General features: G+C 40.9%; 24 protein-coding genes. 8 read left to right on the top strand and 16 right to left on the bottom strand.

What is annotated here, in order from left to right:
* The first annotated feature begins 81 nt into the window (after window positions 1-81).
* Window positions 82-1,560: a DUF1846 domain-containing protein gene (locus LI112_RS04820; protein ID WP_005421939.1), complete on the top strand. Its 1,479-nt coding sequence runs from the start codon at window positions 82-84 to the stop codon at window positions 1,558-1,560.
* An 81-nt stretch (window positions 1,561-1,641) separates the two neighbouring features.
* Here the strand turns inward: LI112_RS04820 and galE are convergent, their stop codons facing one another.
* Window positions 1,642-2,658: a UDP-glucose 4-epimerase GalE gene (galE, locus tag LI112_RS04815; protein WP_005421929.1), complete on the bottom strand. Its 1,017-nt coding sequence runs from the start codon at window positions 2,656-2,658 to the stop codon at window positions 1,642-1,644.
* Between the two features lie 382 nt (window positions 2,659-3,040).
* Between galE and LI112_RS04810 the strand changes: the two genes are divergently transcribed.
* From LI112_RS04810 to LI112_RS04800, 3 genes are all read left to right on the top strand, one after another.
* On the top strand, window positions 3,041-4,279 hold the full coding sequence (locus LI112_RS04810) for an ABC transporter substrate-binding protein (RefSeq protein WP_022388661.1): 1,239 nt from the start codon (window positions 3,041-3,043) through the stop codon (window positions 4,277-4,279).
* Between the two features lie 125 nt (window positions 4,280-4,404).
* A complete protein-coding gene (locus LI112_RS04805; RefSeq protein WP_005421924.1) occupies window positions 4,405-5,292 on the top strand; it encodes a carbohydrate ABC transporter permease in 888 nt (295 codons plus the stop codon).
* On the top strand, window positions 5,292-6,137 hold the full coding sequence (locus LI112_RS04800) for a carbohydrate ABC transporter permease (protein WP_005421922.1): 846 nt from the start codon (window positions 5,292-5,294) through the stop codon (window positions 6,135-6,137). The genes LI112_RS04805 and LI112_RS04800 overlap by 1 nt, the downstream gene beginning before the upstream one ends.
* A 70-nt stretch (window positions 6,138-6,207) precedes the next feature.
* Here LI112_RS04800 and LI112_RS04795 read toward each other — a convergent pair whose 3' ends face one another.
* Window positions 6,208-7,293 carry a phosphotransferase enzyme family protein gene (locus tag LI112_RS04795; protein ID WP_117592138.1) on the bottom strand — a complete coding sequence of 362 codons (1,086 nt, stop codon included), beginning with the start codon at window positions 7,291-7,293 and terminating at the stop codon, window positions 6,208-6,210.
* An 18-nt stretch (window positions 7,294-7,311) separates the two neighbouring features.
* On the bottom strand, window positions 7,312-8,241 hold the full coding sequence (locus tag LI112_RS04790; protein ID WP_055056754.1) for a sugar phosphate nucleotidyltransferase: 930 nt from the start codon (window positions 8,239-8,241) through the stop codon (window positions 7,312-7,314).
* Between the two features lie 241 nt (window positions 8,242-8,482).
* On the opposite strand from LI112_RS04790, the gene LI112_RS04785 reads away from it, so the two are divergent.
* Window positions 8,483-9,388, top strand: a complete 906-nt coding sequence (locus tag LI112_RS04785) for an AraC family transcriptional regulator (protein WP_055056755.1) — start codon at window positions 8,483-8,485, stop codon at window positions 9,386-9,388.
* Between the two features lie 73 nt (window positions 9,389-9,461).
* Entirely contained in the window at window positions 9,462-10,193 is a 732-nt protein-coding gene (gene nagB, locus LI112_RS04780) for a glucosamine-6-phosphate deaminase (RefSeq protein WP_055056756.1), read from the top strand.
* Between the two features lie 36 nt (window positions 10,194-10,229).
* Here nagB and LI112_RS04775 read toward each other — a convergent pair whose 3' ends face one another.
* From LI112_RS04775 to yedE, 13 genes are all read right to left on the bottom strand, one after another.
* Window positions 10,230-11,561 (bottom strand): ATP-binding protein, encoded by a 1,332-nt coding sequence (locus tag LI112_RS04775; protein WP_227190313.1) that lies wholly within the window; start codon window positions 11,559-11,561, stop codon window positions 10,230-10,232.
* A 1-nt stretch (window position 11,562) separates the two neighbouring features.
* Window positions 11,563-12,231, bottom strand: coding sequence for a winged helix-turn-helix domain-containing protein (locus LI112_RS04770; RefSeq protein ID WP_005421905.1), 669 nt, complete (start codon window positions 12,229-12,231; stop codon window positions 11,563-11,565).
* Window positions 12,232-12,271: 40 nt separating this feature from the next.
* Window positions 12,272-14,038 (bottom strand): Na/Pi cotransporter family protein, encoded by a 1,767-nt coding sequence (locus LI112_RS04765; protein WP_227190312.1) that lies wholly within the window; start codon window positions 14,036-14,038, stop codon window positions 12,272-12,274.
* Window positions 14,039-14,183: 145 nt separating this feature from the next.
* A complete protein-coding gene (locus tag LI112_RS04760; protein ID WP_055066545.1) occupies window positions 14,184-14,684 on the bottom strand; it encodes a GreA/GreB family elongation factor in 501 nt (166 codons plus the stop codon).
* A gap of 87 nt (window positions 14,685-14,771) precedes the next feature.
* On the bottom strand, window positions 14,772-16,268 hold the full coding sequence (locus tag LI112_RS04755; RefSeq protein WP_055066546.1) for a response regulator: 1,497 nt from the start codon (window positions 16,266-16,268) through the stop codon (window positions 14,772-14,774).
* Entirely contained in the window at window positions 16,243-18,051 is a 1,809-nt protein-coding gene (locus tag LI112_RS04750) for a sensor histidine kinase (RefSeq protein ID WP_055066547.1), read from the bottom strand. The genes LI112_RS04755 and LI112_RS04750 overlap by 26 nt, the downstream gene beginning before the upstream one ends.
* 23 nt (window positions 18,052-18,074) lie before the next feature.
* Window positions 18,075-19,145: a Gfo/Idh/MocA family protein gene (locus tag LI112_RS04745; protein ID WP_227190311.1), complete on the bottom strand. Its 1,071-nt coding sequence runs from the start codon at window positions 19,143-19,145 to the stop codon at window positions 18,075-18,077.
* A gap of 12 nt (window positions 19,146-19,157) precedes the next feature.
* Window positions 19,158-19,979: a carbohydrate ABC transporter permease gene (locus tag LI112_RS04740; protein ID WP_055066548.1), complete on the bottom strand. Its 822-nt coding sequence runs from the start codon at window positions 19,977-19,979 to the stop codon at window positions 19,158-19,160.
* Complete coding sequence (locus LI112_RS04735) at window positions 19,976-20,854, bottom strand: carbohydrate ABC transporter permease (protein ID WP_117753753.1); 879 nt, start codon at window positions 20,852-20,854, stop codon at window positions 19,976-19,978. Before LI112_RS04735 ends, LI112_RS04740 begins: the two co-directional genes overlap by 4 nt.
* A gap of 91 nt (window positions 20,855-20,945) precedes the next feature.
* Window positions 20,946-22,253 carry an ABC transporter substrate-binding protein gene (locus LI112_RS04730; protein ID WP_227190310.1) on the bottom strand — a complete coding sequence of 436 codons (1,308 nt, stop codon included), beginning with the start codon at window positions 22,251-22,253 and terminating at the stop codon, window positions 20,946-20,948.
* A 153-nt stretch (window positions 22,254-22,406) separates the two neighbouring features.
* Complete coding sequence (locus LI112_RS04725) at window positions 22,407-22,646, bottom strand: DUF3343 domain-containing protein (protein WP_202031896.1); 240 nt, start codon at window positions 22,644-22,646, stop codon at window positions 22,407-22,409.
* On the bottom strand, window positions 22,643-22,849 hold the full coding sequence (locus LI112_RS04720) for a sulfurtransferase TusA family protein (protein ID WP_022388669.1): 207 nt from the start codon (window positions 22,847-22,849) through the stop codon (window positions 22,643-22,645). Before LI112_RS04720 ends, LI112_RS04725 begins: the two co-directional genes overlap by 4 nt.
* Window positions 22,850-22,876: 27 nt before the next feature.
* A complete protein-coding gene (yedE, locus tag LI112_RS04715; protein ID WP_227190309.1) occupies window positions 22,877-23,941 on the bottom strand; it encodes a YedE family putative selenium transporter in 1,065 nt (354 codons plus the stop codon).
* 190 nt (window positions 23,942-24,131) lie between these two features.
* On the opposite strand from yedE, the gene LI112_RS04710 reads away from it, so the two are divergent.
* Both LI112_RS04710 and LI112_RS04705 read left to right on the top strand, forming a co-directional pair.
* Window positions 24,132-25,313: an aminotransferase class V-fold PLP-dependent enzyme gene (locus tag LI112_RS04710; RefSeq protein ID WP_055056759.1), complete on the top strand. Its 1,182-nt coding sequence runs from the start codon at window positions 24,132-24,134 to the stop codon at window positions 25,311-25,313.
* Window positions 25,314-25,381: 68 nt separating this feature from the next.
* The gene (locus tag LI112_RS04705; RefSeq protein WP_227190308.1) at window positions 25,382-26,278 is read left to right on the top strand and encodes a selenium metabolism-associated LysR family transcriptional regulator; all 897 of its coding nucleotides are present in this window, start codon (window positions 25,382-25,384) and stop codon (window positions 26,276-26,278) included.

Raw genomic sequence — 26,278 nt, 5'->3', positions numbered from 1 at the left:
TGAACAGTAAGTGTAGTATACTATCAACGTGATAGCCGGAAGTTTGTTCCGGCTAAATGTGATGGGAAAGGAAAACGATAAATGAAAATTGGATTTGATAATGACAAGTATCTGACCATGCAGTCCGAGCATATTCGTGACCGCATCAGCAAATTTGACAACAAACTTTATCTGGAATTCGGCGGAAAACTTTTTGATGATTATCATGCTTCCCGTGTTCTTCCAGGCTTCGAACCTGACAGTAAGCTACGTATGCTCATGCAGCTGAGCGATCAGGCAGAGATCGTTATCGTTATCAGTGCTGCAGATATTGACAAAAACAAAATGCGAGGAGACCTTGGTATTACTTACGATGAAGATGTTCTGCGTCTGATCGATGCCTTTACAGAACGTGGTCTCTATGTAGGCAGTGTATGCATTACACGTTATGCCGGTCAGGAAAGTGCTGATCATTTCAAGAAACGTCTTGAAAAGCTCGGCATCAAAGTGTATTTCCACTACAGTATTCCCGGATATCCAAGCAATATCCCTCTTATCGTAAGTGATGAAGGATATGGAAAGAACGAATATATCGAGACCACAAGACCGCTGGTAGTTATCACTGCGCCAGGACCGGGAAGCGGAAAAATGGCGACCTGTCTTTCCCAGCTGTATCACGAATACAAACGCGGAGTAGCTGCCGGTTATGCCAAATTTGAAACATTCCCAATCTGGAACATTCCGCTGAAACATCCGGTCAATCTGGCATACGAAGCAGCAACTGCTGACCTGAATGATGTCAATATGATCGACCCGTTCCATCTGGAAGCTTACGGTGAAACAACGGTCAACTATAACCGTGATGTGGAGATTTTCCCGGTTCTCCAGGCAATGTTCGAAAAGATCATGGGCGAGTGCCCTTACAAATCACCTACTGACATGGGTGTAAATATGGCCGGAAACTGTATCGTAGATGATGAAGCCTGCTGTGAAGCATCACGCCAGGAGATTATCCGCCGCTACTATAAGAGCTGTGCAGCGCTTCTCACCGGTACAGGTACAGAAGAAGAAATCCGTAAGATCGAACTGCTTCTGAAACAGGCTCATGCCTCTCTGGAAGACCGTAAAGTTGTTCCGGCAAGCCTTCAGAAAGAAAAAGAAACCGAAGGTCCTGCTGCCGCTCTGGAGCTGACTGACGGACGTATGATCTTCGGCAAAACTTCTGAACTGCTCGGTGCCTCCTCTGCCCTTCTTCTGAATGCATTGAAAGAGCTGGCTGGTATTCCTCATGAGAACCATGTAATCTCACCAGAAGCAATACGACCGATTCAGGAATTAAAGACGCAGTATCTCGGAAGCAAAAACCCACGTCTTCATACTGACGAGACACTGATCGCACTTTCCGTCAGCGCAGCAAATAATCCGGAAGCACGCAAGGCACTGGAACAGTTACCATCTCTTCGTGGCTGCCAGGCGCATACCTCTGTCATGCTGTCTTCTGTTGATATCTGGGAGTTCCGCAAACTTGGCATTGAACTGACCTGCGAGCCAAAATTTGAAAAAGAAAAAATATATCATTAATTCAATCAACTTTCATCAGATTCCAAAAAATCCCCGCTACCGTAATGGTATCGGGGATCTTTATATATATGCTTCTGAGATTTAGTCTTCGTATCCGTTCGGATTCTTCTGCTGGAAATTCCAGGAATCTGCACACATATCTTTGATATCGTACTCTGCTTCCCAGCCAAGTTCTTTCTTTGCTTTGGTCGCATCAGAATAACATGTCGCAACATCACCTGCACGACGTGGTTTGATAGAGTAAGGAATTTTGATTCCTGTCGCAGCTTCAAAATTCTTAACGATGTCAAGGACGCTGTATCCTTTGCCTGTTCCCAGATTGTAAATACTGAGTCCGGAATTATCTTCCAGTTTCTTAACTGCTTTTACATGCCCCTTTGCAAGGTCAACTACATGAATGTAATCTCTCACTCCGGTTCCATCCGGTGTATCATAATCATTACCAAATACTCCAAGCTCTTTCAGCTTACCAACTGCAACCTGTGTGATATATGGCATCAGGTTGTTCGGAATACCATTCGGATTCTCACCGATAAGGCCACTCTTATGAGCACCGATCGGATTGAAGTAACGAAGAAGTACTACATTCCATTCTGGATCTGCTTTCTGGATATCTGTAAGAATCTGTTCCAGCATGGATTTGGTCCAGCCATAAGGATTGGTGCACTGTCCTTTCGGGCATTCTTCTGTGATCGGAATGATTGCCGGATCGCCATATACAGTTGCCGAAGAGGAGAAAATAATATTTTTGACACCGTGTTTTCTCATCACATCTACAAGAGTAAGTGTACCAGCAATATTATTCTCATAATATTCCCAAGGTTTTACAACAGACTCTCCGACTGCTTTCAATCCAGCAAAATGTATACAGGAATCAATGTCTTCCTTTTCAAAAACTTCATTCAGTCCTTCACGATCCAGAATATCTTTTTTATAAAACTTCACCGGCTTACCTGTGATCTTTTCTACTCGTTCCAGGCTTTTTTCACTGGAGTTGCTTAAATTATCCAGAACAACCACATCATATCCTGCATTCTGCAGCTCTACCACTGTGTGACTTCCAATAAAACCTGCTCCACCTGTTACTAAAATTGCCATGATTTATCTCCTCCTGACGTTTGCTTTAGTTCTGCTTTATTTCGATGTCATTGTATCATCATTCTTTTTTTTTCACAATATATTCCAGAAGTATCCCTCAGATTTTACTAAAACTCCCTCAGATTTTACTATTACCAGAATATTTGTGAGGATTTTATTTATCCCATATACCCGAACTTCTGCATTCTTGTGTTTGTGCAATCTGGCATTCCATATTTTTATGCAATATATATCATTTTTTTTGTGATTTCGGGCCTTTTTTATACATTTTTATTGACACTGTCTGGTATAAACGATATAATCAACCTAAATTCTTCGTGCTAACCACGAAACCAAACTGACGATTCTGTCAGTTTCACCAAACAAAAGGGAGGACTTATCTATGAAACGAAAAATCGCATTAGCTATGGTACTGGCAATGACCGCATCAATGGCTCAGCCTGTTCTTGCAGCAGACAGTAAAACTACTCTGGATGTTATCATCAGTCAGTATGGTACTCAGACTCAGACCTGGTGGACTCAGTTTGAGAAAGATTTTGAAGCAGAGAATCCTGATATCGATCTGAATGTGGAAATTGTTTCCTGGAATGATCTTTATACAAAAGTAAATACACTTGTTGCAAACAACAATGCACCTGATATTCTGAACATCGATGTTCTTGCAGATTATGTGGCTGATGATCTGCTGATGCCTGCTACAGAATATGCTTCTGAAGATCTCCAGGCAAAATTCTTCCCGGCATTCTGGGAAGCAAGCACAATCGATGATACTGTATACGCATTACCGATCCTGGCATCCTGCCGTGCTCTCTTCTATAATAAAGATATCCTTGATGAAGCAGGCGCTTCCGTTCCTACTACATGGGCTGAAGTTCAGGAAACAGCACAGAAGATCAAAGATAAATTCGGTGATGACGTTTATCCATGGGGTATTGATATGACAACTGACGAAGGTCAGGCTGCATTCTCCTATTATACATGGAACAACGGTGGTGGATTTGTAGACGAAAACGGTGACTGGGCTCTGAACAGTGACAAGAACGTTGAAGCTCTTAACTTTGCAATCGGTCTTGTAAACGATGGATATACAAACTCTGACCCGGCCAACGAAACACGTTATGATCTTCAGGATATGTTCGGTGCAGGAAAAGTTGCTATGATGATCGGACCGAACAACATTCCTACTTATCTTTCTGATGGCGGATATGACATCAACTACGATGTAACTACTATCCCGGCTAACGAAGGATGTGACTCTGTTGCAATGGGTGTTTGCGACCGTCTCGAGGTATTCAAAGATGACTCCGCTGAAGATCAGGAAGCTCGTACAGCTGCCATCAGTAAATTCTTCGACTTCTTCTATGATGACGAACGTTACGCTGATTACATGGTATTTGAAGGATTCCTTCCTACTACTCAGACAGCAGCAGACCTTCTTGCAAAAGATGATGATACTTTCGCATCCTGGATCGATATCCTGCAGAGCTGCAACTTCTACCCGGCAACTAAGACCGAATGGGCAGATGTTAAACAGGGCGTAATCGAAGTTGAACAGAACGCACTTCTCGGTGATGACGTTCAGACACTTCTGGATGACCTTCAGGCTGATATTGCCGGCTGATCATCTTACAATTAAATGTAACTTTACCGGGAGCCGGAACATTAGTGACCGGCTCCCGCTTCTTTTGAAAATTTCTGTTAAAAACTTCTCAGAAAATTTTTAACAAATGATTTGGTGGTGTTATTATGAAAAAAAAGAAAACTCTGGCTGCTCTGGAGCCCTATCTGTGGTTGCTCCCAAGTATCCTTCTTATGACAATCTTCATACTCTTTCCAATCTTTGAAGTATTTCGTACTTCAATGAGCGAAGTGAGTAAGGCCGGACTTGTAAAAGGCTTCTGTGGATTTGACAACTTTGCAAAAGTCCTCAGAGGTTCTACCTTTAAACTGGTTCTCAAAAATACACTTGTATGGACCATTGCCGTTGTTGTGATCTCTACTGTGTTTGGTTTTATCCTGGCACTTGTACTGAACAACAAGTTCCGTTTCCGTAAAGCCGTTCGTGCAATTATTGTATTCCCATGGGCTACTTCCCTGATCATTCAGGCAGGTGTCTGGAAATTCATCATTGATAAAGATTACGGTGCACTGAATACACTTTTAATGAAAATCGGTCTGATCTCCAGCCCGGTAAACTGGACTCCTACCCCTGGTGCATATTTTGCATGGGAAATTTTTGTAGGTATCTTTGTTACCGTGCCATTCGTTACCTTCTGTGTACTTTCCGGTCTGCAGAGCATTGATAACTCTTATTATGAAGCTGCAACTGTTGATGGAGCAAATTACTGGCAAAAACTGTTTAAGATCACACTTCCGCTGGTAAAATCTTCTCTGACTGTAAGTACTGTGTTGAATATTATTTATGTATTCAACTCCTTCCCAATTATCTGGACCATTACCAAGGGTGATCCGGCAAGCCGTACCGATACCCTTGTTACATACCTTTATAAACTAGCCTTCTACAAAGGCAAATCCGGTGAAGCAGCTGCAGTCTCTGTGATTGGTTTCCTGATTCTGTGTATCTGTGCTTCTGTTTATATGGTACTTTCACTGAGAAAGGAGGATGAAGACTAATGAAAAAAACACGTGACACCAAAAGCATACTCCTTCGAGTTCTTCTTTATCTTTTTGTAATTCTGGTGGTATTGGTTACATTGTATCCATACTTTGTTATGTTCACAACAGCAGCCAAAAGCCGTGCAGAAATTTATTCCACCGATGGAACGCTCCTGCCAATCCACTGGTTGTGGCAAAATTTCAAAGACATCTGGACTCTGGCTCCACTTTCGAGATACTTTATCAATTCACTGATCGTTGCAGGTGGTTCCACTCTGATCGCGATCGTATGTGGTATCCCGGCAGCCTATGCACTTGCACGAATGAAATTCAAAGGTAAAAAAATCTTCCTGGGAATTGTCATTATTTCTCAGATGTTTGCACCGGTTGTCCTTCTGGTAGGTATCTACAAAATCATGTCCACTTTTGGCATGACAGACAGTCTCGTAGGGCTGGTATTTATCAATGCAGCATTTAACCAGGCATTTGCAATCTGGCTGCTGCGCGGTACCTTTATCTCCATTTCTCCTGAAATGGAACAGGCAGCTACCGTAGACGGCTGTGGAAAGGTTTCTGCCCTGATCCGTATCCTTCTTCCTGTAGCAGCACCTGGTATCGTTACTGCCCTGATTTTCGTATTCATCAACGCCTGGAACGAATATACCGTTGCTCTGACATTGATTTCTACAGATGTCCTGAAACCTCTGACAGTCGGTATTACAATCTTCAATGGCTACAATATGGTGGAATGGCAGTATCTGTTTGCATCCTCTCTGTTTGCAACAGTGCCAGTTATTATTCTTTTTGTCGCAATCGAGAAACACCTTGTCGGCGGTCTTACTTCCGGTGGTGTTAAAGGCTGATATGCACACTAAAAAAGCTTCGGAGCTGTTCACAAAGTTCCGAAGCTTTTTTATTTGATCATATTTAATATTATTTATATTTCTGAATGATTGCATTCATCTGCGGCAGTTTTTCCTGCATATCTTTAACAAGAGTAAGCTGTGTCCTGCAGCGGTCAAGGTTGTGCCCCTCACGATGAATATGGAAATAATGATCACCCTCCAGATGATCAGTCAGGAAACGGATCCCATTCTCAAATGTCATAAGGATCGCCCCCATCGGCAGCATGTCGATTTCTAAATCGGTCAGTGCTCCTCCACATCCTTCAATAAATCCCCTCGCATATACATCAAAAAGATGAAGATCACAGGATACCTTTGAAAGATCCTGCTCATCTTCCAGCGCAGTACTTGCTCCAAAACGAATAGAATCGCCAAAATCATTTGCAGTAAGGCCAGGCATAACCGTATCCAGATCGATGACACAGATTGCCTTTCCTGTCTCATCGTCAATCATGATATTGTTCAGTTTCGTATCATTATGTGTAACTCGAAGAGGAAGTCTTCCATCCAGCTGCAGATCATACAGTGCATGTGTCAGTTCTTCTCTTTCGAGAATAAAATCAATTTCTTTCTGAACAGAAGCAGCTCTTCCACAGATATCCTCTGCAACTGCTTTCTTAAATTTCTCCAGACGATCCGGTGTATTATGAAAATCCTTGATTGTCTCATGCAGAGTTTCTGCCGGATAATCCGCAAGAAGTCTCTGGAAATGTCCAAAAGCCACTGCACTCTGATAAAAATCATTATCATCCTTTACTGCATCATAGCAGGTCGCACCTTCTATAAAGAGATATACTCTCCAGTATTCTCCTGTAGAATCTACAAAATACGGAAGGCCATCATTACTTTTTACCAAAGTAAGCGTCTCTCTCTCCGGATCTCCGCCATTCTCGATGATCTTTTTACGAAGCCAGGCAGTAACGCCGCTGACATTCTCCATCAGTTCTACCGGTTTCTTAAAAATACTCTTACTCATTCTCTGCAGAATATAACGTTTTGTTCCCTGTGGTGTCTCGTAGGTCAGTCTGTATGTATCATTAATATGTCCACTTCCATATCGGATACATTCTTTCAGTTCACCCGGCAGTTTAAATCCATCAATTGCTTCGTGCACTTTATTACTGGTCTCCACTTATGCTTCCTCCCACAGTTTCTGCGGATACAGACCCTGATCTTTCAGATTCTGGATTGCAGTCATTACCATTGGTTTATCTTCTTTGTAAGTAACTCCATACCATTTATCTTCGGATTTTAGCACCTTGACAGTAGCTTTCTTTTCCTGAAGAAGTTCATCCACAACAAACGGAAGGAAGTATTCACCTTTCATCGGGTTATTCTTGATCGCATCATCCAGGAATGCTGTGAAACGCTCTTTTAATTCCTTAAGGATGCTGTTCGAAAATCCCCACATATTCATGGAAACAATACTGCCTTCCGGAAGCATTGTCCAAGATTTCCCATCGTCTTCTGTATATGCCGTACCTCCATCATGTTTCTCGATATGAGTACGCTCATTGATCTTGATCAGATGACCTTCCTCATCTGTCACGCATACCCCTCTGGCAACATGACCATTCTCTGTCAGAGTATTTTCCAGACGATATCCAACCATCATATAATGGTAAACATCTTCTTTTTCCTGCTCAGAAGTCAGGAAATCATATGCCATCTTAAATGCATGTACTCCATAATAGTCATCTGCATTGATAACAGCAAATGGTCCGTCAATCTCATCAATACAGCTTAAGACGGCATGACCGGTTCCCCATGGTTTTACTCTTCCCTCAGGAACAGTATATCCCTCCGGGAGATTATCAAGTTCCTGGAACACATATGCAACTTCGATCTGCTTACTCAGACGCTCTCCGATTGCTTCACGAAAAGCTTTTTCATTTTCTTTCTTTATGATAAATACAACTTTTTCAAATCCGGCTCTCACTGCATCATAAATAGAAAAATCCATAATAATATGACCTTCTTTATCGATCGGATCGATCTGTTTCAGTCCACCGTAACGGCTTCCCATTCCCGCAGCCATAACTACTAAAACTGGTTTCTTCATCAATTTTCCCTCCTGTTTCTTCATACTCTTTTAAATCGTACAACAGAATTTCAGATATGACAACAAATAATTTTATTTCCCATACCATATTACCTTTTTTTCATTTTTAGTATTTGCACAAAAAAATTATATTTTTGCACATTATCAATAATGATTTGACTATTTATCACAAATTCATTAGTATAATATTTACAAGCAATATTACAAATGACGAACATCATCTGACCAAGGAGGTTATCCCGTGGCATATCAGAGCATTCAACTGGATCAGGAACTATTTGTATCAGATATTTATACAATTCATTACTACGAATACAGAAATGATTTTCATTTCGATGGTGAACGTCATGATTTCTGGGAATTTCAATGTGTAGATAAAGGTGCTGCCGAAGTTATCACAGACAATGGTACCTATACTCTCACACGCAGTCAGGTCATCTTTCATCGTCCAAATGAATTTCATACTTTGAAAGCAAATGGCAGAACTGCACCAAATATCATTGTAATCTCTTTTGCGTGCAATTCCCCATGTATGAAATTTTTTGAAAATAAAATACTCGAATTTTCCGATACCGAACGAAGTATTCTGGGACGCATTATTGCGGAAGCAAGAAACTGTTTTGCTTCTCCCCTGGATAATCCATATCTTGAAAAAATGGTCAAAAAAAGTACTGTCCCTTTTGGTTCTCAGAAGCTTCTGACGCTGTATCTCGAAGAACTTCTGATCCATATGATCCGCAGATACACTATCGCACATTATTCTGCTTCCGCAGGGATTTATGATTCCTGTCAGACAAGCTCTGAAACCTGCCGGAATATCATCCACTATCTCGGAGAACATGTGCGGCAGTCTCTGACAATTGAAGATATCTCCAAGGACAATATGATTGGACGTTCTCAGCTTCAAAAGCTTTTCCGTGAAGAATATCAGTGCGGAGTTATCGAATTCTTTTCCCGTATGAAGATTGACTTTGCCAAACAGCTGATTCGTGAAAATGATATGAATTTTACACAGATATCTGATTTTCTGGGATATTCTTCCATCCATTATTTTTCCAGACAGTTCAAAAAGCTGTCCGGCATGACACCAACAGAATACGCCACATCCATCAAGGCATTATCTGAACGTCCACAATCTCAATCTTAAACATGACGAATACAAAAATATATATAATAAATGTAAATGCACATGTCCACTAAACGGACAAGAAGGAGGAAACATGCAAATCTGTAAAGTAAAAAATTATCAGGAACTCAGCCGAAAGGCGGCCAATCTGATTGCGGCACAGATAATTCTGAAACCGGACAGTATTCTTGGCCTTGCTACAGGTTCATCTCCTGTTGGAACTTATGAACATCTGGTAGAAATGTACGAAAACGGTGACCTGGATTTTTCTCAGGTAACGACTGTCAATCTCGATGAATATAAAGGACTGGCTGGTTCTGATGAACAGAGCTACCGCTATTTTATGAATACCCATCTGTTCCACAAAATAAATATCAACCATGCAAATACATACGTTCCGAACGGCACAGAACCAGATGCTGAAAAAGCATGCCAGGCATATAACGAACTGCTTCACAAGATCGGTCCAGCTGATATCCAGATCCTCGGGCTTGGTCACGATGGACATATTGGTTTTAATGAACCATCCGACCATTTTGAAAACGAGACTCACTGCGTAGATTTGACTGAAACCACGATTCAGGCCAACAAACGATTCTTTGACAGCGAAAAGGATGTTCCAAAACAGGCATATACCATGGGAATCGGAACGATCATGCGGTGCCGGAAGATTCTTGTGGTCGTCAGCGGTAAAGATAAAGCTGAAATTCTGAAACAGGTCATTCAAGGGCCAGTCACTCCAGAAGTGCCAGGATCGATCTTACAGTTCCACCCGGACTGCACGATCATCGCTGATGAAGATGCCCTTTCTGCAATGGACTTCTGAATTTGAATTCTGTAACGCAAAAAGGAGCCGGTGTTCTCAGAACACCAGCTCCATTTTTGTACCCTTGCCAGGCTCACTTTCCAGTTTTATCTCTGCATTATGAAGGATTGCTCCATGTTTTACAATAGAAAGTCCAAGGCCTGTTCCACCGGTCGCACGGGAATGGCTTTTATCGACCCGGTAAAAACGTTCAAAAATTCTCTTCTGTTCATTTTCCGGAATACCAATTCCATTATCTTCCACACGGTAAAAAGCATGTCCATTGACTGTTCCCGTAAAAATATTTACTGTACCATTCTGATCCGTATAACGAATTGCATTATCCGCAATATTATACAGCATCTCATAGATCACATGCCGTACCCCCTGTACCGTTACCGCATTCCCCTCAAGTGATACATTTATATTTTTTTTCGAAGCCGCACTGTCCAGATGCAAAACAATGTCCTCTGCCAGTTCATACAGATCTACCGGTTCAAACGGAAGGGCACTGTTTTTTTCATCCAGTCTGGAAAGCTGAATGATATCTGCGACCAGCGCACTCAGACGACTTGCTTCATGATAAATCCTGCCCGAAAATTCCGGCACCTTTTCATCAGGAACCATCCCATTCATCATAAGTTCTGCATATCCGGAGATTGACATAAGTGGTGTCTTGAGCTCATGCGAAACATTTGCCGAAAATTCTCTGCGCACTGCTTCTGCCTCTTTCAGTTCTTCCATCTGTTTGGCGATCTGTTTATTCTGCTGATCCACCCTTCCAAGAAGCGGACGTAATTCTTCATATGCCACATCCTTGAGCGGCTCTTCCAGATTCAGTGTATTAATTGGCTCGATCAGATCTTTTGTCTGTTTGCGGACCAGAATAAATGTCACTGCAAAAATCAGAATCAGCAGTCCTCCAAGCAGTACCGAACTCGATAACATCGTATAAAACACACTATCCGTTGTTCTTCCAACACGCAGGATGTCTCCATCAGCCAGTTTTACCGCACAATAAAAATTCTGTTTTGACAATGTTTCCGAGTATCTCAGTGATTCCGCGTATCCATTCTTCTCTGCCTGAATAAATTCCGGACGGTTACTGTGATTTTCAAGTTCTGCAGAATTCTCCAGCGAATCGAACAGGACATTTCCCTTTGGATCAAGTAGCGTAATGCGGGCTGAAGTAGCCTTTCCAAGTGCATCATCCAGATAGGAATTACCCATCTTTTCTACGCCATCCTGCACATATTTCAGGCTGTCCCGGACACTTTCCTTCAGATCTTCATTGTATTTACCATACATGACCAGTCCTGCTGCAAGAAATGTCAGAAGTACAGAAACAACTACCAGTATACAGGTATGATTCAGTATTTTTTTCCTCATATCATGCTCCTATCCGATAGCCGACGCCACGCACCGTTTCTATCAAGTTGCCTGCTTCTCCCAGTTTCTGACGAAGCGTACGGACATGCACATCCACCGTTCTTGTTTCTCCATCAAAATCATATCCCCATACATGACAGAGAATCTGATTTCTGGTCATGACCAGACCTTTGTTTTCCATCAAATACTGAAGAAGTTCAAATTCTTTTCTGGTCAGTTCTACTTTTTCCTCTTTCCAGTAAACTTTATGTCTGCCCACAGACAATCTCAGATCATCACATTTCAGTTCTTTGTCTTCTTCCTGTCTTGAACAGCGCCTGAGAACCGCTTTGACTCTGGCAACAAACTCCATCATTCCAAACGGTTTGGTGATATAATCATCCGCGCCTGCTTCCAAACCTCTTACTTTATCGTACTCCGCTTCTTTTGCCGTCACCATGATCACCGGAATATTTTGGGTTTCCGATGAAGCTTTCAGACGTTCCAGAATGCTGTATCCATCTTCTCCCGGAAGCATGATATCCAGAAGGATCAGATCCGGCAGTTCTTCTTTCAGTGCATCTTTCAGTTCTTTACTGTTTGCCATCCCTCTTGCAGAAAACCCGGTCGTTTCCAGTGTATAGATCAGCAGCTCTCTGATATTTTTTTCGTCTTCCACACAATAGATCATTCAGCATAATTCCTTTCTGTCCGGGAGCCCTGCAAATATTCTACGGAAGTACATACTCTTTCTGCAGTTCTTCCAGACGATTAAAGTATGAATCATCCGGTTCACTCTTGAGGCTTTCCAGATGACTGTGTGTATCATAAAGATTCTCCCTTACCTGTGTGATGCAGACACTGATATTCGAGCAGTGATCCGCAATTCTTTCCAGACTGGTAAGAAGATCTGTCAGAATAAATCCCATTTCAATCGTACATTCTCCGGAACGAAGCCGATTAATGTGACGACGTTTTAATTCTTTGCTTAATTCATCCACAATTTCTTCCAGTGGTTCTACATCCTCTGTCAGATTCAGATCCTGCTTGTCAAAAATCTGATATGCTGTATCTACGATCCTGCTGACGGCAGCGATCAGAACCTGCAGCTCATTTCGTGCCTGAGCTGAAAAAGTAAGATTTTTCTCATGAAGCTCCTGTGCTGACTCCATAATATTGACCGCATGGTCTGAGATTCGTTCAAAATCTCCGATACAATGCAACATCGTTGATACACTATGGCTGTCTCTCTCTGACAGATTTTTGTTATTCAGCTTTACAAGATATGTTCCTAGCTCGTCCTCATAACGATCTACTTTTGCCTCAATCTTCTGTACACGTTCTGCCTGTTCTTCACTGTAATCATAGATCAGATCCAGTGCAATATTGAGTGCCTTTCTGGAATCTTTCTCCATCTGTCTTGCAGCATTTCTTCCCTGTTCCACTGCAAAAGCAGGTTTTTCAAGGAAACGGGATTCCAGGATCATAAACTCCTGATCCTCTTTGCTGACTTCATCTTTCTTGTCATCACGGATCGTAAGACAGGCAAGTTTTACAAGCAGATTAGAGAATGGCAGCCATACCAGTGTTGCCGTGATATTAAACACACTGTGAGTGATCGCGATCGTTGCCGGTGTCGCCATCTGTGTCATAAACGGAAAATGAACAGCAGCATTGATCAGATAGAACAGAATCATGAATACCACAGTTCCAATCAGATTGAAATACAGATGTATCATCGCTGCACGTTTTGCATTCTTATTCGCTCCGATTGCAGAAAGGAGCGCGGTCACACAGGTACCGATATTCTGCCCCATGATGATCGGGAATGCAGAGCTGAATGGTACTGCTCCTGTCATACAGAGTGCCTGCAGGATACCTACAGATGCGGATGAAGACTGGATAATCGCAGTCAGGATCGTACCTGCAAGGATTCCGGCAACCGGGTTGGAGAACTTCAGAAGCAGTCCGGTAAACTCCGGTACATCAGCCAGAGGTTTCACAGCTCCGCTCATACTTTCCATACCAAACATCAGTACTGCAAAACCAAGCATGATCGTACCGATGTCTTTTTTGCGGGAACTCTTTGTAAAAGTCAGCAAAATAATTCCAATCATCGCGAGAATTGGTGAAAAAGAACTCGGCTTCAGCAGACTGATAAAAAAGTTGCTACTCTCGATTCCGGTCAGACTCAAGATCCAGGATGTAATCGTGGTACCAATATTGGCACCCATAATGATGCCAACTGCCTGCGTCAGCTTCATGATTCCGGAGTTTACAAATCCGACCACCATAACGGTCGTTGCGGAAGACGACTGAATAACTGCCGTCACACACATACCCAGAAGAACTGCTTTCCATTTACTGGATGTAAGGTTCTCCAGAATCTGTTCCAGCTTCCCGCCTGAGACTTTCGCAAGTCCATCTCCCATGACCTGCATTCCGTACAGGAACATGGCAAGACCTCCTAATAATGTCAATATACTGAAAAAATTCATATTATTCTCCTTTACCTGAATTTAATATGTTTTCATCATATTGACACCTTGTAAAGTTCTCACCAGTATTATGTTAAATCTTTGTAAAATCGAATCTTGTCAAAAAATCTCTCTTACTGTCTTATTTTAAAACCTGTTTTACTTTTTAGAAGCTGCGGATATCTTCGCCCTCATCTCCGGTCTTGTCGATTGATTTGATGCGCAGATAATAGCTGACATTTTCATTGACATTAACCAGTACTCTGTCTCCGACTCTGTGTCCCTTCAATGCCTTTCCGATCGGAGATTCGATGCTGACACGGTTTTCCATGGAATTCCCACGGATAGATGTGACAAGTTTATACTTTTCCACTTCTCCATCTTCTTCAAACTCTACTTCAACGATATCATCCATACCGACTTCATCAGACTTCGAAGAATCATCTACAACTGTTGCTGTTTTCAGCATTCTCTCCAGATAGCGGATACGGCTTTCATTCTGATTCTTATGCTTTTTCGCAGCATAGTACTCAAAATTTTCACTCAGGTCTCCCTGTGCACGTGCTTCTTTGACAGCCTCGATCGCTTCTTTTCTTATCACAAGCTTACGATGTTCGATCTCTTCCTCGATTTTTTCAATATCTCGTTTAGTGAGTTTTTCTCCCATATTTATCACTCCTGTGTATTATTCTTTCATATTCTCTTAAGTATACACGAATTCCATTGGAATGGAAAGAGGGACGGTGTTTGTGCCTCAAACACCGTCCCCCTTATATTCTTTCGGACTAACCCCTGTAAATTTTTTAAACACTTTCGAAAAATAAAGGGAATCCTCATATCCTACCACACGGGCAATATCTTTAATCTTTAATGAACCATCTTCCAGAAGCACTTTTGCCTCATCTATTCTCTTATTTACCAGATAATCCATCGGTGTCAAACCATAGCAGATTTTAAAAATGCTGACTAAATATGACGGCACAAATCCAAAATTAGCTGCCAGTAACTGGTTTGTCACATTGCTTCTGAATTTTTCATCCAGATAGTTTTTCATCTTTAAGGCAATAATCTTTTTATCTCTGGAATCATATACCTCGATTCCAAAAATATCTTTTAACAGGAAATCAAATTCTTTGAGTATTTCTTCTTTCGTATAATAATTCTCCAGAATAAATTGAATATCTTCTTCCACTTCAAAGAATTCTCTGTGTCCATGATGTACTTTGTATAACTCTGATACGAAATATTTAATATTTCTTACTGCTTCTTTTTGCGTAATCGGCCTTACAGTAAGTAATTTCAGTAATTCTGCAAAAGAATCTGTTATGTCACTTATGTTCATATTTTTGCATTGGAGAATCATACAGTCGATTTTCCTTCTGAGATCTGTATAATCCGATTTGAATCCTTCCGGACTATAAATCAAAACAGAATTCTTTAGAAAAATCACATGTTTACGTGCATATTTTTGCAGTAAATGATATGTTGCAAAAATATCAGACACTTTTACGGCATCTTTGTAAAATACAATGGTAATCGTGAGCCCCAAAAACTTCAAAGACCTGACAAATTGATTCAGATGATTGATATCCGGGACTTGATCTCTGCGAACAAAAATAATTTTTTCATTAATATTTTTTCCATTTACCAGCCAGAAATTCTCCTCTGAAACAATTTGTGAAAAATTCCCTTCTAAATCCAGCTTTTCAAAGAGCTCCCTGTAGTTTCTTTCATTCTCATATGGACATGCGCCAAGAGATATCAGTAGCATGCTATATGAAGGATTCTTTTCTGAATTGCTTTCTTTCGTTTGCAGTGTATTGAATCCTTTTATTGCATCTGTCAGATTTTGGATTTTTTCTTCCTGCTGCTGTTCACGGATTCTTATCTCAATTTTTTGTAGTATAAGTTTCAGCTCCTGGCTGTTTAAGGGCTTCAGCAAATAATCCACTGCATGGTTTGCTACCGCACATTTCACGTATTCAAAATCTGTATAGCCACTCAAAACCACGGGCAGTACCGGAAGCTTTTCACTGTAGCAAAATTTTAACAGTTCTTTTCCGCTCACAATAGGCAGATTCATATCCACAAACATAACATCCACCGGATACTCTTTCAGATATTGTATAGCATCCTTTCCATTGTCTATTGCAGCTACTACTATATAATTCTCATTACTTTCCTCTATTTTCTGACAAATACTCCTCTGAATCGGAGGCTCATCTTCAACTACCAGTACACGTATTTTCATAATTTTCTCCAACTGTAATGCACATTCCTTCAGATTTATTACTTATATCAAAAATCATATTATTACCATAAGCCAGAAATAATCGCAGATAAACATTTTTTATAGTCAGACCGCCAATCTTCAATTCCTTCATAAGAGATTTCACATCACGATTTCTCATTTCCAGTAATTCAAGTTCCAGTTTTTCCAGTTCTTCCTGATCCATACCGCATCCGTTATCTCGGATCTGTACTTCCCAGCATTCCTCCGAACAATAAATCTGAATATCAATTTTCCACGGAAATTCTTTATTATGAAAGCCATGTGCAAAGCAGTTTTCAAGAAGCGGCTGAATGATAAATCTTGGCAAATGAAAATTTGGCATTTCTCCTACATAAGACATAGAATACTGAAATTTTTCCTCGTAACGCATTTTCATTAATTCCAGATAATTCTCTGCGTGTAAAAGTTCACTGCTCAGCTCCACTCTGCTTTCTGAGCTGCTCACATTGTATCGGATCATGCTCGAAAGTTTTTCGCAGATTTCCGGTATTTTTTCACATTCGGAAGTGCCAGACATGGCAGAAATAATCGTTAAAATATTATGGATAAAGTGAGGATTTATTTGAGTCTGCAATGCATACATCTGACTCTGTATTTCATTTACCCTGCTGATCATCTCTTTTTCCATAGATATTTTTAAGTTTTTTATCAGTTCATCAAATGCATGATTCAGCTGTCTTAATTCATCTGTTTCATTACCGCTTACCAGAGGGATATTTTTCAGATTTTTATCAACCTTCAACCCTGTCAGCATCTCACACATTTGAACAATTGGCTCCGTTGTTCGTCTGATCACATTTTTCTGTCCTGAAATCATGATGAGAATTAAAGATAAAAGCAAAATAAATCCCCACGTAAATGTGGAGATCAGACTATGAATCAGTCCTGTGTTTTGAGACACAACAAAGATTTTGATTCCATATTTTTCAGATTCCCAAAGCCTGCAGTACAATCCCCTTTTCACTGGATTATTCATCTGATTTAAAATTTCTTTTACTTCAGATTCTTTTCTGCTGCTTTGATATGAATACAATATATGGTTGTTTTTCTGATCCAAAATATAGCATTCCGAGTCTTTTCCCAGAAGTTGTCCCAGATGTTCAAAGCTGTCTATCTGAACCTGTACTTGCACATACCCAAGACATTTTGAAGGAATCAGCTGATAATTCTTTATTTCACGCAGAACAGAAATTGTTGGTGACGCATCCTTCATATATGGGTCAGCAGCATCAACCCAGAACAGATTTCCTTTTCCATTTTCTTCTGCAAAATAATTTTCTATCTCTGTAAAATGCTCTGGATTTGGACAACCCTTTTTTAAGTATCCATAATCTACTGCGCTTCCCACATAAGTGAGATCCTGGTTAGCGTCAAATAAACTGATTCGTTTCAGAAAATTCTGTTTTAACATATAGGAAATCAGATGCTGTTTAACAGCATAATCTATATCTGTTTTTTCAACAAAATAGTTTTTTTTGCCATGATATCCCTGTAATTTATTGAATACATCTATAATCTGAAAGTTTGCAGCAATCTGTAAGGCAATATCATCTGCCAGCTGCAGCGTATTATCAATTTGAGAGGTGATTCCCTGAAGCTGTGTATCCACTTGGTCTTCAAACTCAATTGTTTGCGTCTTAATAACATAACCGGAAAATACAACAGTCAAAATAATAAACAATATAAGCATAATAAAAATACTACGTAACAGTATTTTTTTCTGAAATTGATATTTCGTCAAGTAATCACCTCTTTTATCGAATGTTAAATACTCCAGGACTGTGTTTCAGTTTTGATGGTATCACCGGTTTCAATTGCCTGTTCCAGCATAAAGGATAAGTAGGTATCCTGAAGAGCTTCACGCAGTGAATAAAATTCTGTTCCGGTTTCTACATAATTCTTCATATGCAAAAGGCAGTCAGCTACCGCAATTTCATCATCGTTCATTCTTGCAGGATAAAAAGGATTTTTATAAATTTGTTTATCCAGGAACATTATTCCCTTATGTGACCATTCACTGTTATTATTGATTCCCACATCGATTCTGTTCATAAGCTGTTCTACCGGCTGGTTGCAGTCATTTAAAAATCGTACAGTATTGTCATTGATTTCACCACGTACACCACGAATATTCCATCGACGCGTACGGATCTGTGAAAAGTACTGTTCACCTTCAAAGTCCATAAAGGCTGTTTTTCCGTTTTCAAACTCCATATATGCCCAGTCTCTGTCCTCTTTAATGACTGTTCCGCTTTCATCAAAACCATTTCTGCCATTTGTAGCGGTAACTTCTGACCAGAATTTTTTCCCTTCTATAGTACAGTTTTCGTATTTCAGTCCAAGAACTTTACGGAATACACTGACTGCATGATATCCGTGAAGTGCAGACAGCATAATGCTGGATACATTTCCCAGATATCCCTGTTTTATTATATCCAGTATACCAGCATAGTAAGGCTGAAGGAAATATTGTTCTACTATCTGAATGCGGCCATTGTATTTCTGAGACATTTCCCATAATTCTTTTAATTCTTCAACATTCTTTCCCGGAGGTGTTTCGCAGAGTACCGGAATTCCTTTTTTCATTAATTTTACCAGATAATCTTTCGTTACATCCCTTGGAACACAAAGGACAGCAAAATCCGGTTTACGTTCCAGTGCCTGATCTAAATCAGAAGTAGCAAAAACGCCTTCTTTATGAGCAACCTCTTTTGCACGTTCTTCTGTACGTAATACACCTGCACATACAGAAAAACGTTCCGGCAAAAAATTTGCGATTCTGTAGTAGAAGTCAGCTCTCCATCCGTAACCAATAATCATATAATTTGTAATCATTTATTTTTCCCTTTATCCTTTCACAGCACCGGCTGTCATACCGGCAATAATATGTTTCTGAAGAATTATAAAAAGTAATAACATCGGCAATACAACCAGCATTAATGCTGCAAACACATATTGCCAGTCCCTGTTATATCGTCCGAAAAAGCTGTAAATTGCCATGGATACTGTTGCTTTTTTTGCAGATCCCAGATAAAACAGAGGAATCATAAAATTATTCCATACATCAATAGCAGTAATTACAACGTTCGTTACCATAATTGGTTTTAATATTGGCATTAATATCTTGAGGGTCATCTGCCAGAAATTGCATCCGTCCATAATAGCAGCTTCATCAATTTCTCTAGGCACACCTTTTACGAAGCTGCAAAAAGTCATAACCGTAAAAGGGATCCGGAGCGAAATGAAAATGCATATTACAGAAAAAAATGTACCATATATATGCAAAGCCTGCAATAAAAAGAAGATTGATGCAGTTTGCAAAGTTAATGTAAGACCAAAGATAAAATAATAATAAATTCCATGTGACATTTTGTCATTTCGTCTAGAAATAACAATACCGGATATTGCTCCCAGAAAAACAGATACCAGTGTTACCGGAACTGTAACAATAAGACTATTTATATATCCAGATAATATTTTTCCGGATTCCAGCACGTGCTTATAATTGGAAAAGATCCATTGTGTTGGCAGGGAAAGATCAAATTTTGCAGCATCCGCCTGGTTTTTAAATGAGCCAAGCCCCATCATCAAAAATGGTACTATGTATAACAATGCCAATGCAACCATAACTAGAAAGAGAATAATTTTTTCTGCCTTTTTTTTCTTCACATTTCCACCTCTCGTTTCGTCAGATAGTGATTCATAGTAAACGATATGATCACGACAATGATTGCCAGAATAATACTTCCAGCTGATGATTCTCCAAGGAATCCCAGGCTGAATGACTGGTATGTATAAGTTGCCAGAACCTGTGTATCAAATCCTGGTCCTCCATTTGTAATTACATAAATAATATCAAATACTTTGAGTCCTCCGGCAATACTGAGTGTCACTACAACTGTCATTGACGGGACAATCAGAGGAAGTGTGATATTTTTTAATTTTTCAAATGCGGAAGCGCCCTCTAATGTAGCACTTTCATAATAATCCTCCGGGATTGCCTGTAATCCTGAGATGAAGATAAACATATTAAATCCTGCCCACATCCATGTTTCTACCAGAATAACACTTCCCATAGCAGTACCATAGCTTCCGAGCCAGTCATGCGCGAGTCCGCCCAGGCCTATTATTTGAAGAACATTATTCAGCAAACCTTTATTCGCCAAAATTGCTTTAAATAATACTCCTACAACTGTGATACTGATTACACATGGAGCATAATAGATGGTTCGCATGATCCCTCTTCCCGGTATTTTTTTTACCATAGCAAGCGCAAGCAGAAATCCTATTCCTGTTTTCAGGATAGTGGTTATCAATGCAAAAAGGAAAGTATTGCCAATTGATCGCATAAAAACAGGATCATGTAACAGTTCCACGTAATTTGACAAGCCATTAAAAACAGGGGTGTATAGCCGTCCCATATTCCAGTCTGTAAAAGAGCATACCAGACTGATCACAATGGGAACCACCGAAAAAAGGGTGTATATCAAAATTGCCGGAGTAAGTACCCACAAAGGATAAATTGATTTCTTTTTTTTCGTCATATTATATCTCCTTAATGGAAAAGGGGACCAAAGTTCTTCGCTCCAGTCCCCTTTTTGGATTAATCTTATTAGTCAAAGGGTAGAGGATGTACTATTTCCAGCCTTCTGCGCCTTTTTCGGTCATAAATTTATCCACATCTTTCTGGAATCGATCCAGAATATCTTTTCCATCCATATTTCCTTTAGATGGTGCTTCAAGGTAGTAAACCCAAATAGTATTTCCAAACAGCGGCTGAAGTGTGTCAATATACTGGTTCATCTGCGCAACTACTCTGCCATCTTCCATATACTCATTGTAGATTTTTGGAATATCCGGATTCATAGCACTTTCATTACCATCAATACCTTCAATATTTGGGAATCCCGGACGAGACTGGAAATACAGATTTCCATATTCCGGTGTGCTCCAAAGATCGAATACCTTCTTGATTGTATCCATATTTTCTGTATCTTTATTTACAGCCAGTCCCATAGCTGTAGGAAGATATGCCAGCACGTCTTTATCATCATATCCTACAGGAGGATTGAAGATTGTCAGGTTAGCATCTGGATAAGATTCTTCAATAGATGTCAGAATTTCTGTTGCGCCATAAATCATTGCGATTTCACCGCTTGCCAGACGTCCAAGAATCTCATCATAGCTTACTGTCATATAATCATCATTCACGTAACCTTTTTTAAATAAATCCAGATACTCGTCGATTACAGCAGCCATTTCCGGATAATCATTAAATTTTGCCTGGTTTGTCAGAATCTTATTTGCAAAATCCTCACAAGCTTCTTCAGTTCCCAATGCACGTGACATACCGGAAGTCATCCAGATCTGCGGTACCCAGGTATCTGACGGCATAGCAATCGGAACGACTCCGGCTTCTTTTAATTTATCACAGACAGCATAAAACTCATCCAGAGTTTTCGGAAGTTCCGTTATTCCATTTTTTTCAAAAACATCTTTATTATAGATCAGTCCCTGGAAACCATTGGATGCCTCGAAGCAATATCCATAATGCTTTCCATTGTATTCTGTAATTTCCGGAGCTTTTACTTTAGCCATCCATTCTTCATCATCTAACGGAACAAAGAACTCTTCCGGGTCTACAGCAGCATACAGATCAGCAAACTGATATGCGATCAGATCAGGAGCTTCATGAGAATTTAATCTCATTTTCATCAGGTTATCATACTGCTCATCAGGAACAACTTCAAATTCGATAGAAATATTCTCGTCTTCCTCAAGCTTCTCCACCATGTTCTGTAATCCGGAATACCATCTGGACTGCTGTACCATACCGGTAAGCTCTACCTTATCATCGGCCTGTACAGCTACCGGTGCTGCAATAGACAGTGTCATAACTCCGCTCATAACCAACGCTGCCAGTTTTTTTGTTTTTGTTCTCATACTTTGTTATCCTCCTTTTTCTTTTAAATATTTATCAAGTAAGGCAAGTATATCTTTTTTTTCACATAATTAAAATGGAGAAAAAGAAAAGAAAATATGGAAAATAAACAAAAGAAGAGGGACGGTGTTTGTGCCTCAAACACCGTCCCTCTTTTATTCTTCTGCATGAAAGATACAAATATATTCACCTTTTTCTACTCGAACGATCTGCTCTGTTTCTTCATTTTTTTCTGGAAATTCACCCTCTGCCGCAAAACGGACACAGGTTCCGCAGGAAGAACTCAAGTTTCTCGGAACAGGCATGATCACTGCGTCGAGTTTCATTTTTTCACAGTTTTTACGAAACTGGATTGCTCCATAATGGGAATAAAAAGTCGCAATATACGTCATCATTTTGTTATTTTAAGCAGGAAATCGTCTCCCTGTTCTTCCACATTCACCTGATATCCCTGATGCATCACAAATCGAGAAACATTTTCTTTCGCAACTACATTATCTACCAGCACTTCATATTCTGCTTCTTTTGAAGCCATTGCATTCTTAGTCTGAATGACTGGCTCCGGACAGGACAGTCCTCTTGCGTCTACTCGCTTCATCTTTCATTCTCCTTTCAGTTCTTTTACTCAGGCTTCTTCTTTTCTCATTGAATTGATCACTGCAATAGCTGCAACCACAACGATGCCGATCACAACTGCAATCTTACCATTTGCAGTCGGTCCGTCTGCGGAAGATGCCAGGCCAAAGTTATGTGCAAAAGCAGCTCCTGCCATCAGACCAAGCACTGTAACAACAGAGTCTGTATTTCCTTCTCCTGACAGAATCAGCTGACGCATCGGACAACCTCCAAGAAGAATGCAGCCAAACCCGGCCAGATACATGCCAAGTGCATTCCACAGTCCGTCTGTGTGTGCGATTGGCTGTCCGACAAATCCTGGGTGGAAAAATCCAAGTGCCACATTCATAATCAGCGCACCGACAAGGATTGCCACAAAACCAAAGAGTAGTTTATACTCTCCAAAAAGAACTGCATCGCGGATGCCGCCAACCATACAGAGACGTGTTCTCTGTGCAAGGATACCAACAATCACACCAGCAGCAAGTGAAATCAGGATTGCTGCATGTTTGGCTCCCGGTCCGCCTTCCGGCTCCGTAAAATGAATAAATGCCGGTGCTGCTACCAGAAGAATCAGCACCACAATCTGGAATGCCGGATATACAGCTCCCTCCAGTTTCGGCATCTTGTAGGAACGTTTCAGCGTGTAACCTTTTTTCAGGAAGAATGTTCCCGTAAGGATACCTGCTGCAAATCCTACCAGACCAAAAATGGCGTTTCCGTCACCACCAGCCAGACGCAGGATCATTCGGAACGGACACCCAAGGAACATCAGACATCCGATCATAACAAAAGCTCCCAGTGTAAATCTGGTAACCGGTGCCGAACCACCTCTCGGACGAAATTCCTTTGTAATCAGTGACACGATGCATGCACCAAGCACCAGCCCGATGATCTCCGGACGGATGTACTGTACCGCAGCTGCAGAATGGAGTCCCAATGCTCCTGTAGTGTCTCGTAAGAAACAGGCGATACAGAATCCCATGTTCGCCGGATTTCCAAAGAACACCAGCATTGCTGAGATCACACCGATCAGCACGCCTGCCACAACGATCGTTGTTTTTTCTTTTTTCATTTGTTGTTACCTCCCTTTCCCACTTATGCTAATTTTTTTTGTTTATAGCATACATTCTTTGTATAAAATAATAACATTTCATTGACAAAAAAGCTAATTCATTATAGTCTTGTTTTATAGCTATTTATAGAAATATTTTATAAATAATCCTGATATCTGTTATCAGAATATCTGAATCGAGGTTATAGTTATGGCAAAAATATATCTGGATCAGGCAAGTACTTCCTATCCAAAGGCGCCCTCCGTGGCACAGGCTGTTTACGATTACCTGAATGGTTCTGCTGTCAATGTGAACCGTGGAGGTTATCAGGCTGCCTATTCTGTTGAAGAACAGATCTTCGAGACTCGCGAACAGCTTCTCCGCCTGTTTCATTTCACATCCGGAAAAGGCAAAAATGTAATCTTCACTCCCAATATCACGACCAGTCTGAATATTCTTCTGAAAGGACTGCTGAAATCCGGAGACCATGTACTTGTTTCCTCTATGGAACACAATGCGGTCATGCGTCCGCTGGTACAGCTTGCCCGGCATGGAGTCACTTTTGACCGTATTCCATGCTCTGCGGACGGTTCTCTTCTTATAGAAAAAGCAGAAGAACTTCTTAAACCGAACACCCGGCTTCTCGTCTGTCTGCACGCTTCTAATGTCTGTGGGACCATAATGCCGGTACAGGAACTTGGAAAATTCTGTAAGAAACATGGACTTCTTTTTATCCTGGATACTGCCCAGACAGCCGGTACTGTCCCAATCGATATGGAGGCACTTCAGCTGGACGCTCTTGCTTTCACCGGACATAAAGGTCTTCGCGGTCCACAGGGTACCGGCGGTTTTCTGATCCGTAATGAACTCGCCTCCCAAATTGAGCCTCTCTTAAGCGGTGGAACCGGAAGTGTTTCCCATACAGAAGAAGTTCCGTCTTTTCTTCCTGATCGATTCGAACCAGGAACACCAAACATTCCCGGAATTCTCGGTCTGCATGCAGCACTCTGTGATCTGGAGCAGACAGATATGGGCAAACTTCACCAACATGAACTGGAATTAACGCAGTATTTTATCAATGGACTCATGCAGATGGATCCGTCTGAATCAACTCTTCGTGCAATAGGAAAACATAATACGATAGAACGTACTTCTGTCGTATCTGTCCAGACATTACAAACAGATATGGCACGCGTTGCCTATGAAATGGATGACACTTACGGAATCATGACACGTGTCGGACTTCACTGTGCCCCAAGTGCACACAAAACACTTGGCACTTACCCAGAAGGAACGATTCGTTTTTCTTTCGGACCAGAAAACACACATCACGAAGTTGATCTTGCTCTGCATGCCCTTGCAGAGATTACAGGTTCTCCATATCATTTATAAACTTTCATTTTTATCTGCTACTACTCACCCGTTTGCAGTAATTTTTCATTATCAAGGAGTATCACATCATGGAATTCAAACAATTAGAGGCTTTTGTTGCCGTTGTTGATTATGGAAGCTTTTCCGAAGCAGCACGAAAGCTTTATCTCACCCAGCCAACCATCAGTGCACATGTACGTTCACTGGAGGAAGAGCTGCATACAAAACTTATCATCCGCACCACCAAAAAAACGACGATCACTACAAAAGGTTACCAGCTCTACGACAGTGCTGTACGCATGCTGGAGATTCGTAACAACCTTCTCGAAAATTTCACTGGTGTCCAGAAACATATGATCGACCTTGCTGCATCCACGATTCCGTCTTCCTATCTGCTGCCGGAAATCCTGGCCGCCTACGGAAAAACGCACCCGGATACTTATTTTCACTCTATCCAGACAGACAGTGCAGAGTCCATCAACCGCGTCCTTGACGGCACTGTGAACCTGGCGCTGGTTGGACAGAATACCAGCGATGAGAGCTGTGTCTTTCTTCCTTTCTGTCAGGATGAACTTGTCATTGCAGCCCCGGTAACCCAGCATTATCTGGAAATGCAGAATCATGCAATCACCTTTCAGGATTTTATGAAAGATCCGATCATTATCCGTGAAAAAGGTTCCGGCACTAAGAAGGAAATGGATATTTTTCTGGAAAAACTCGGTATTACATCCAGTGACCTCAATGTGATTGCCCGCATGAATGATCTGGAAAGTATTAAAAAATCCATTGTGAACGGACTGGGAATCTCCATTCTTTCCGCACGCTCTACGATCGATCTGCAAAAAACAAAGCAGATTCTTCTTTTTCCACTTGAAGAATCTGCTCATAAAAGAACTTTTTATATTGTCTACAGTAAAAATCGTATTCTGAAACCACATGTGCGCCAGTTTATTCGTTTTGTCCAGGATTTCTACAGGACTTACTAA

The organism is Blautia sp. 210820-DFI.6.14, assembly GCF_020558815.1.
In the GTDB taxonomy this organism is placed as follows: Bacteria; Bacillota; Clostridia; order Lachnospirales; family Lachnospiraceae; genus Blautia_A; species Blautia_A obeum.
Note: the sequence above shows the minus strand (reverse complement) of the source record. Positions and strands in the feature narration are given on the sequence as shown.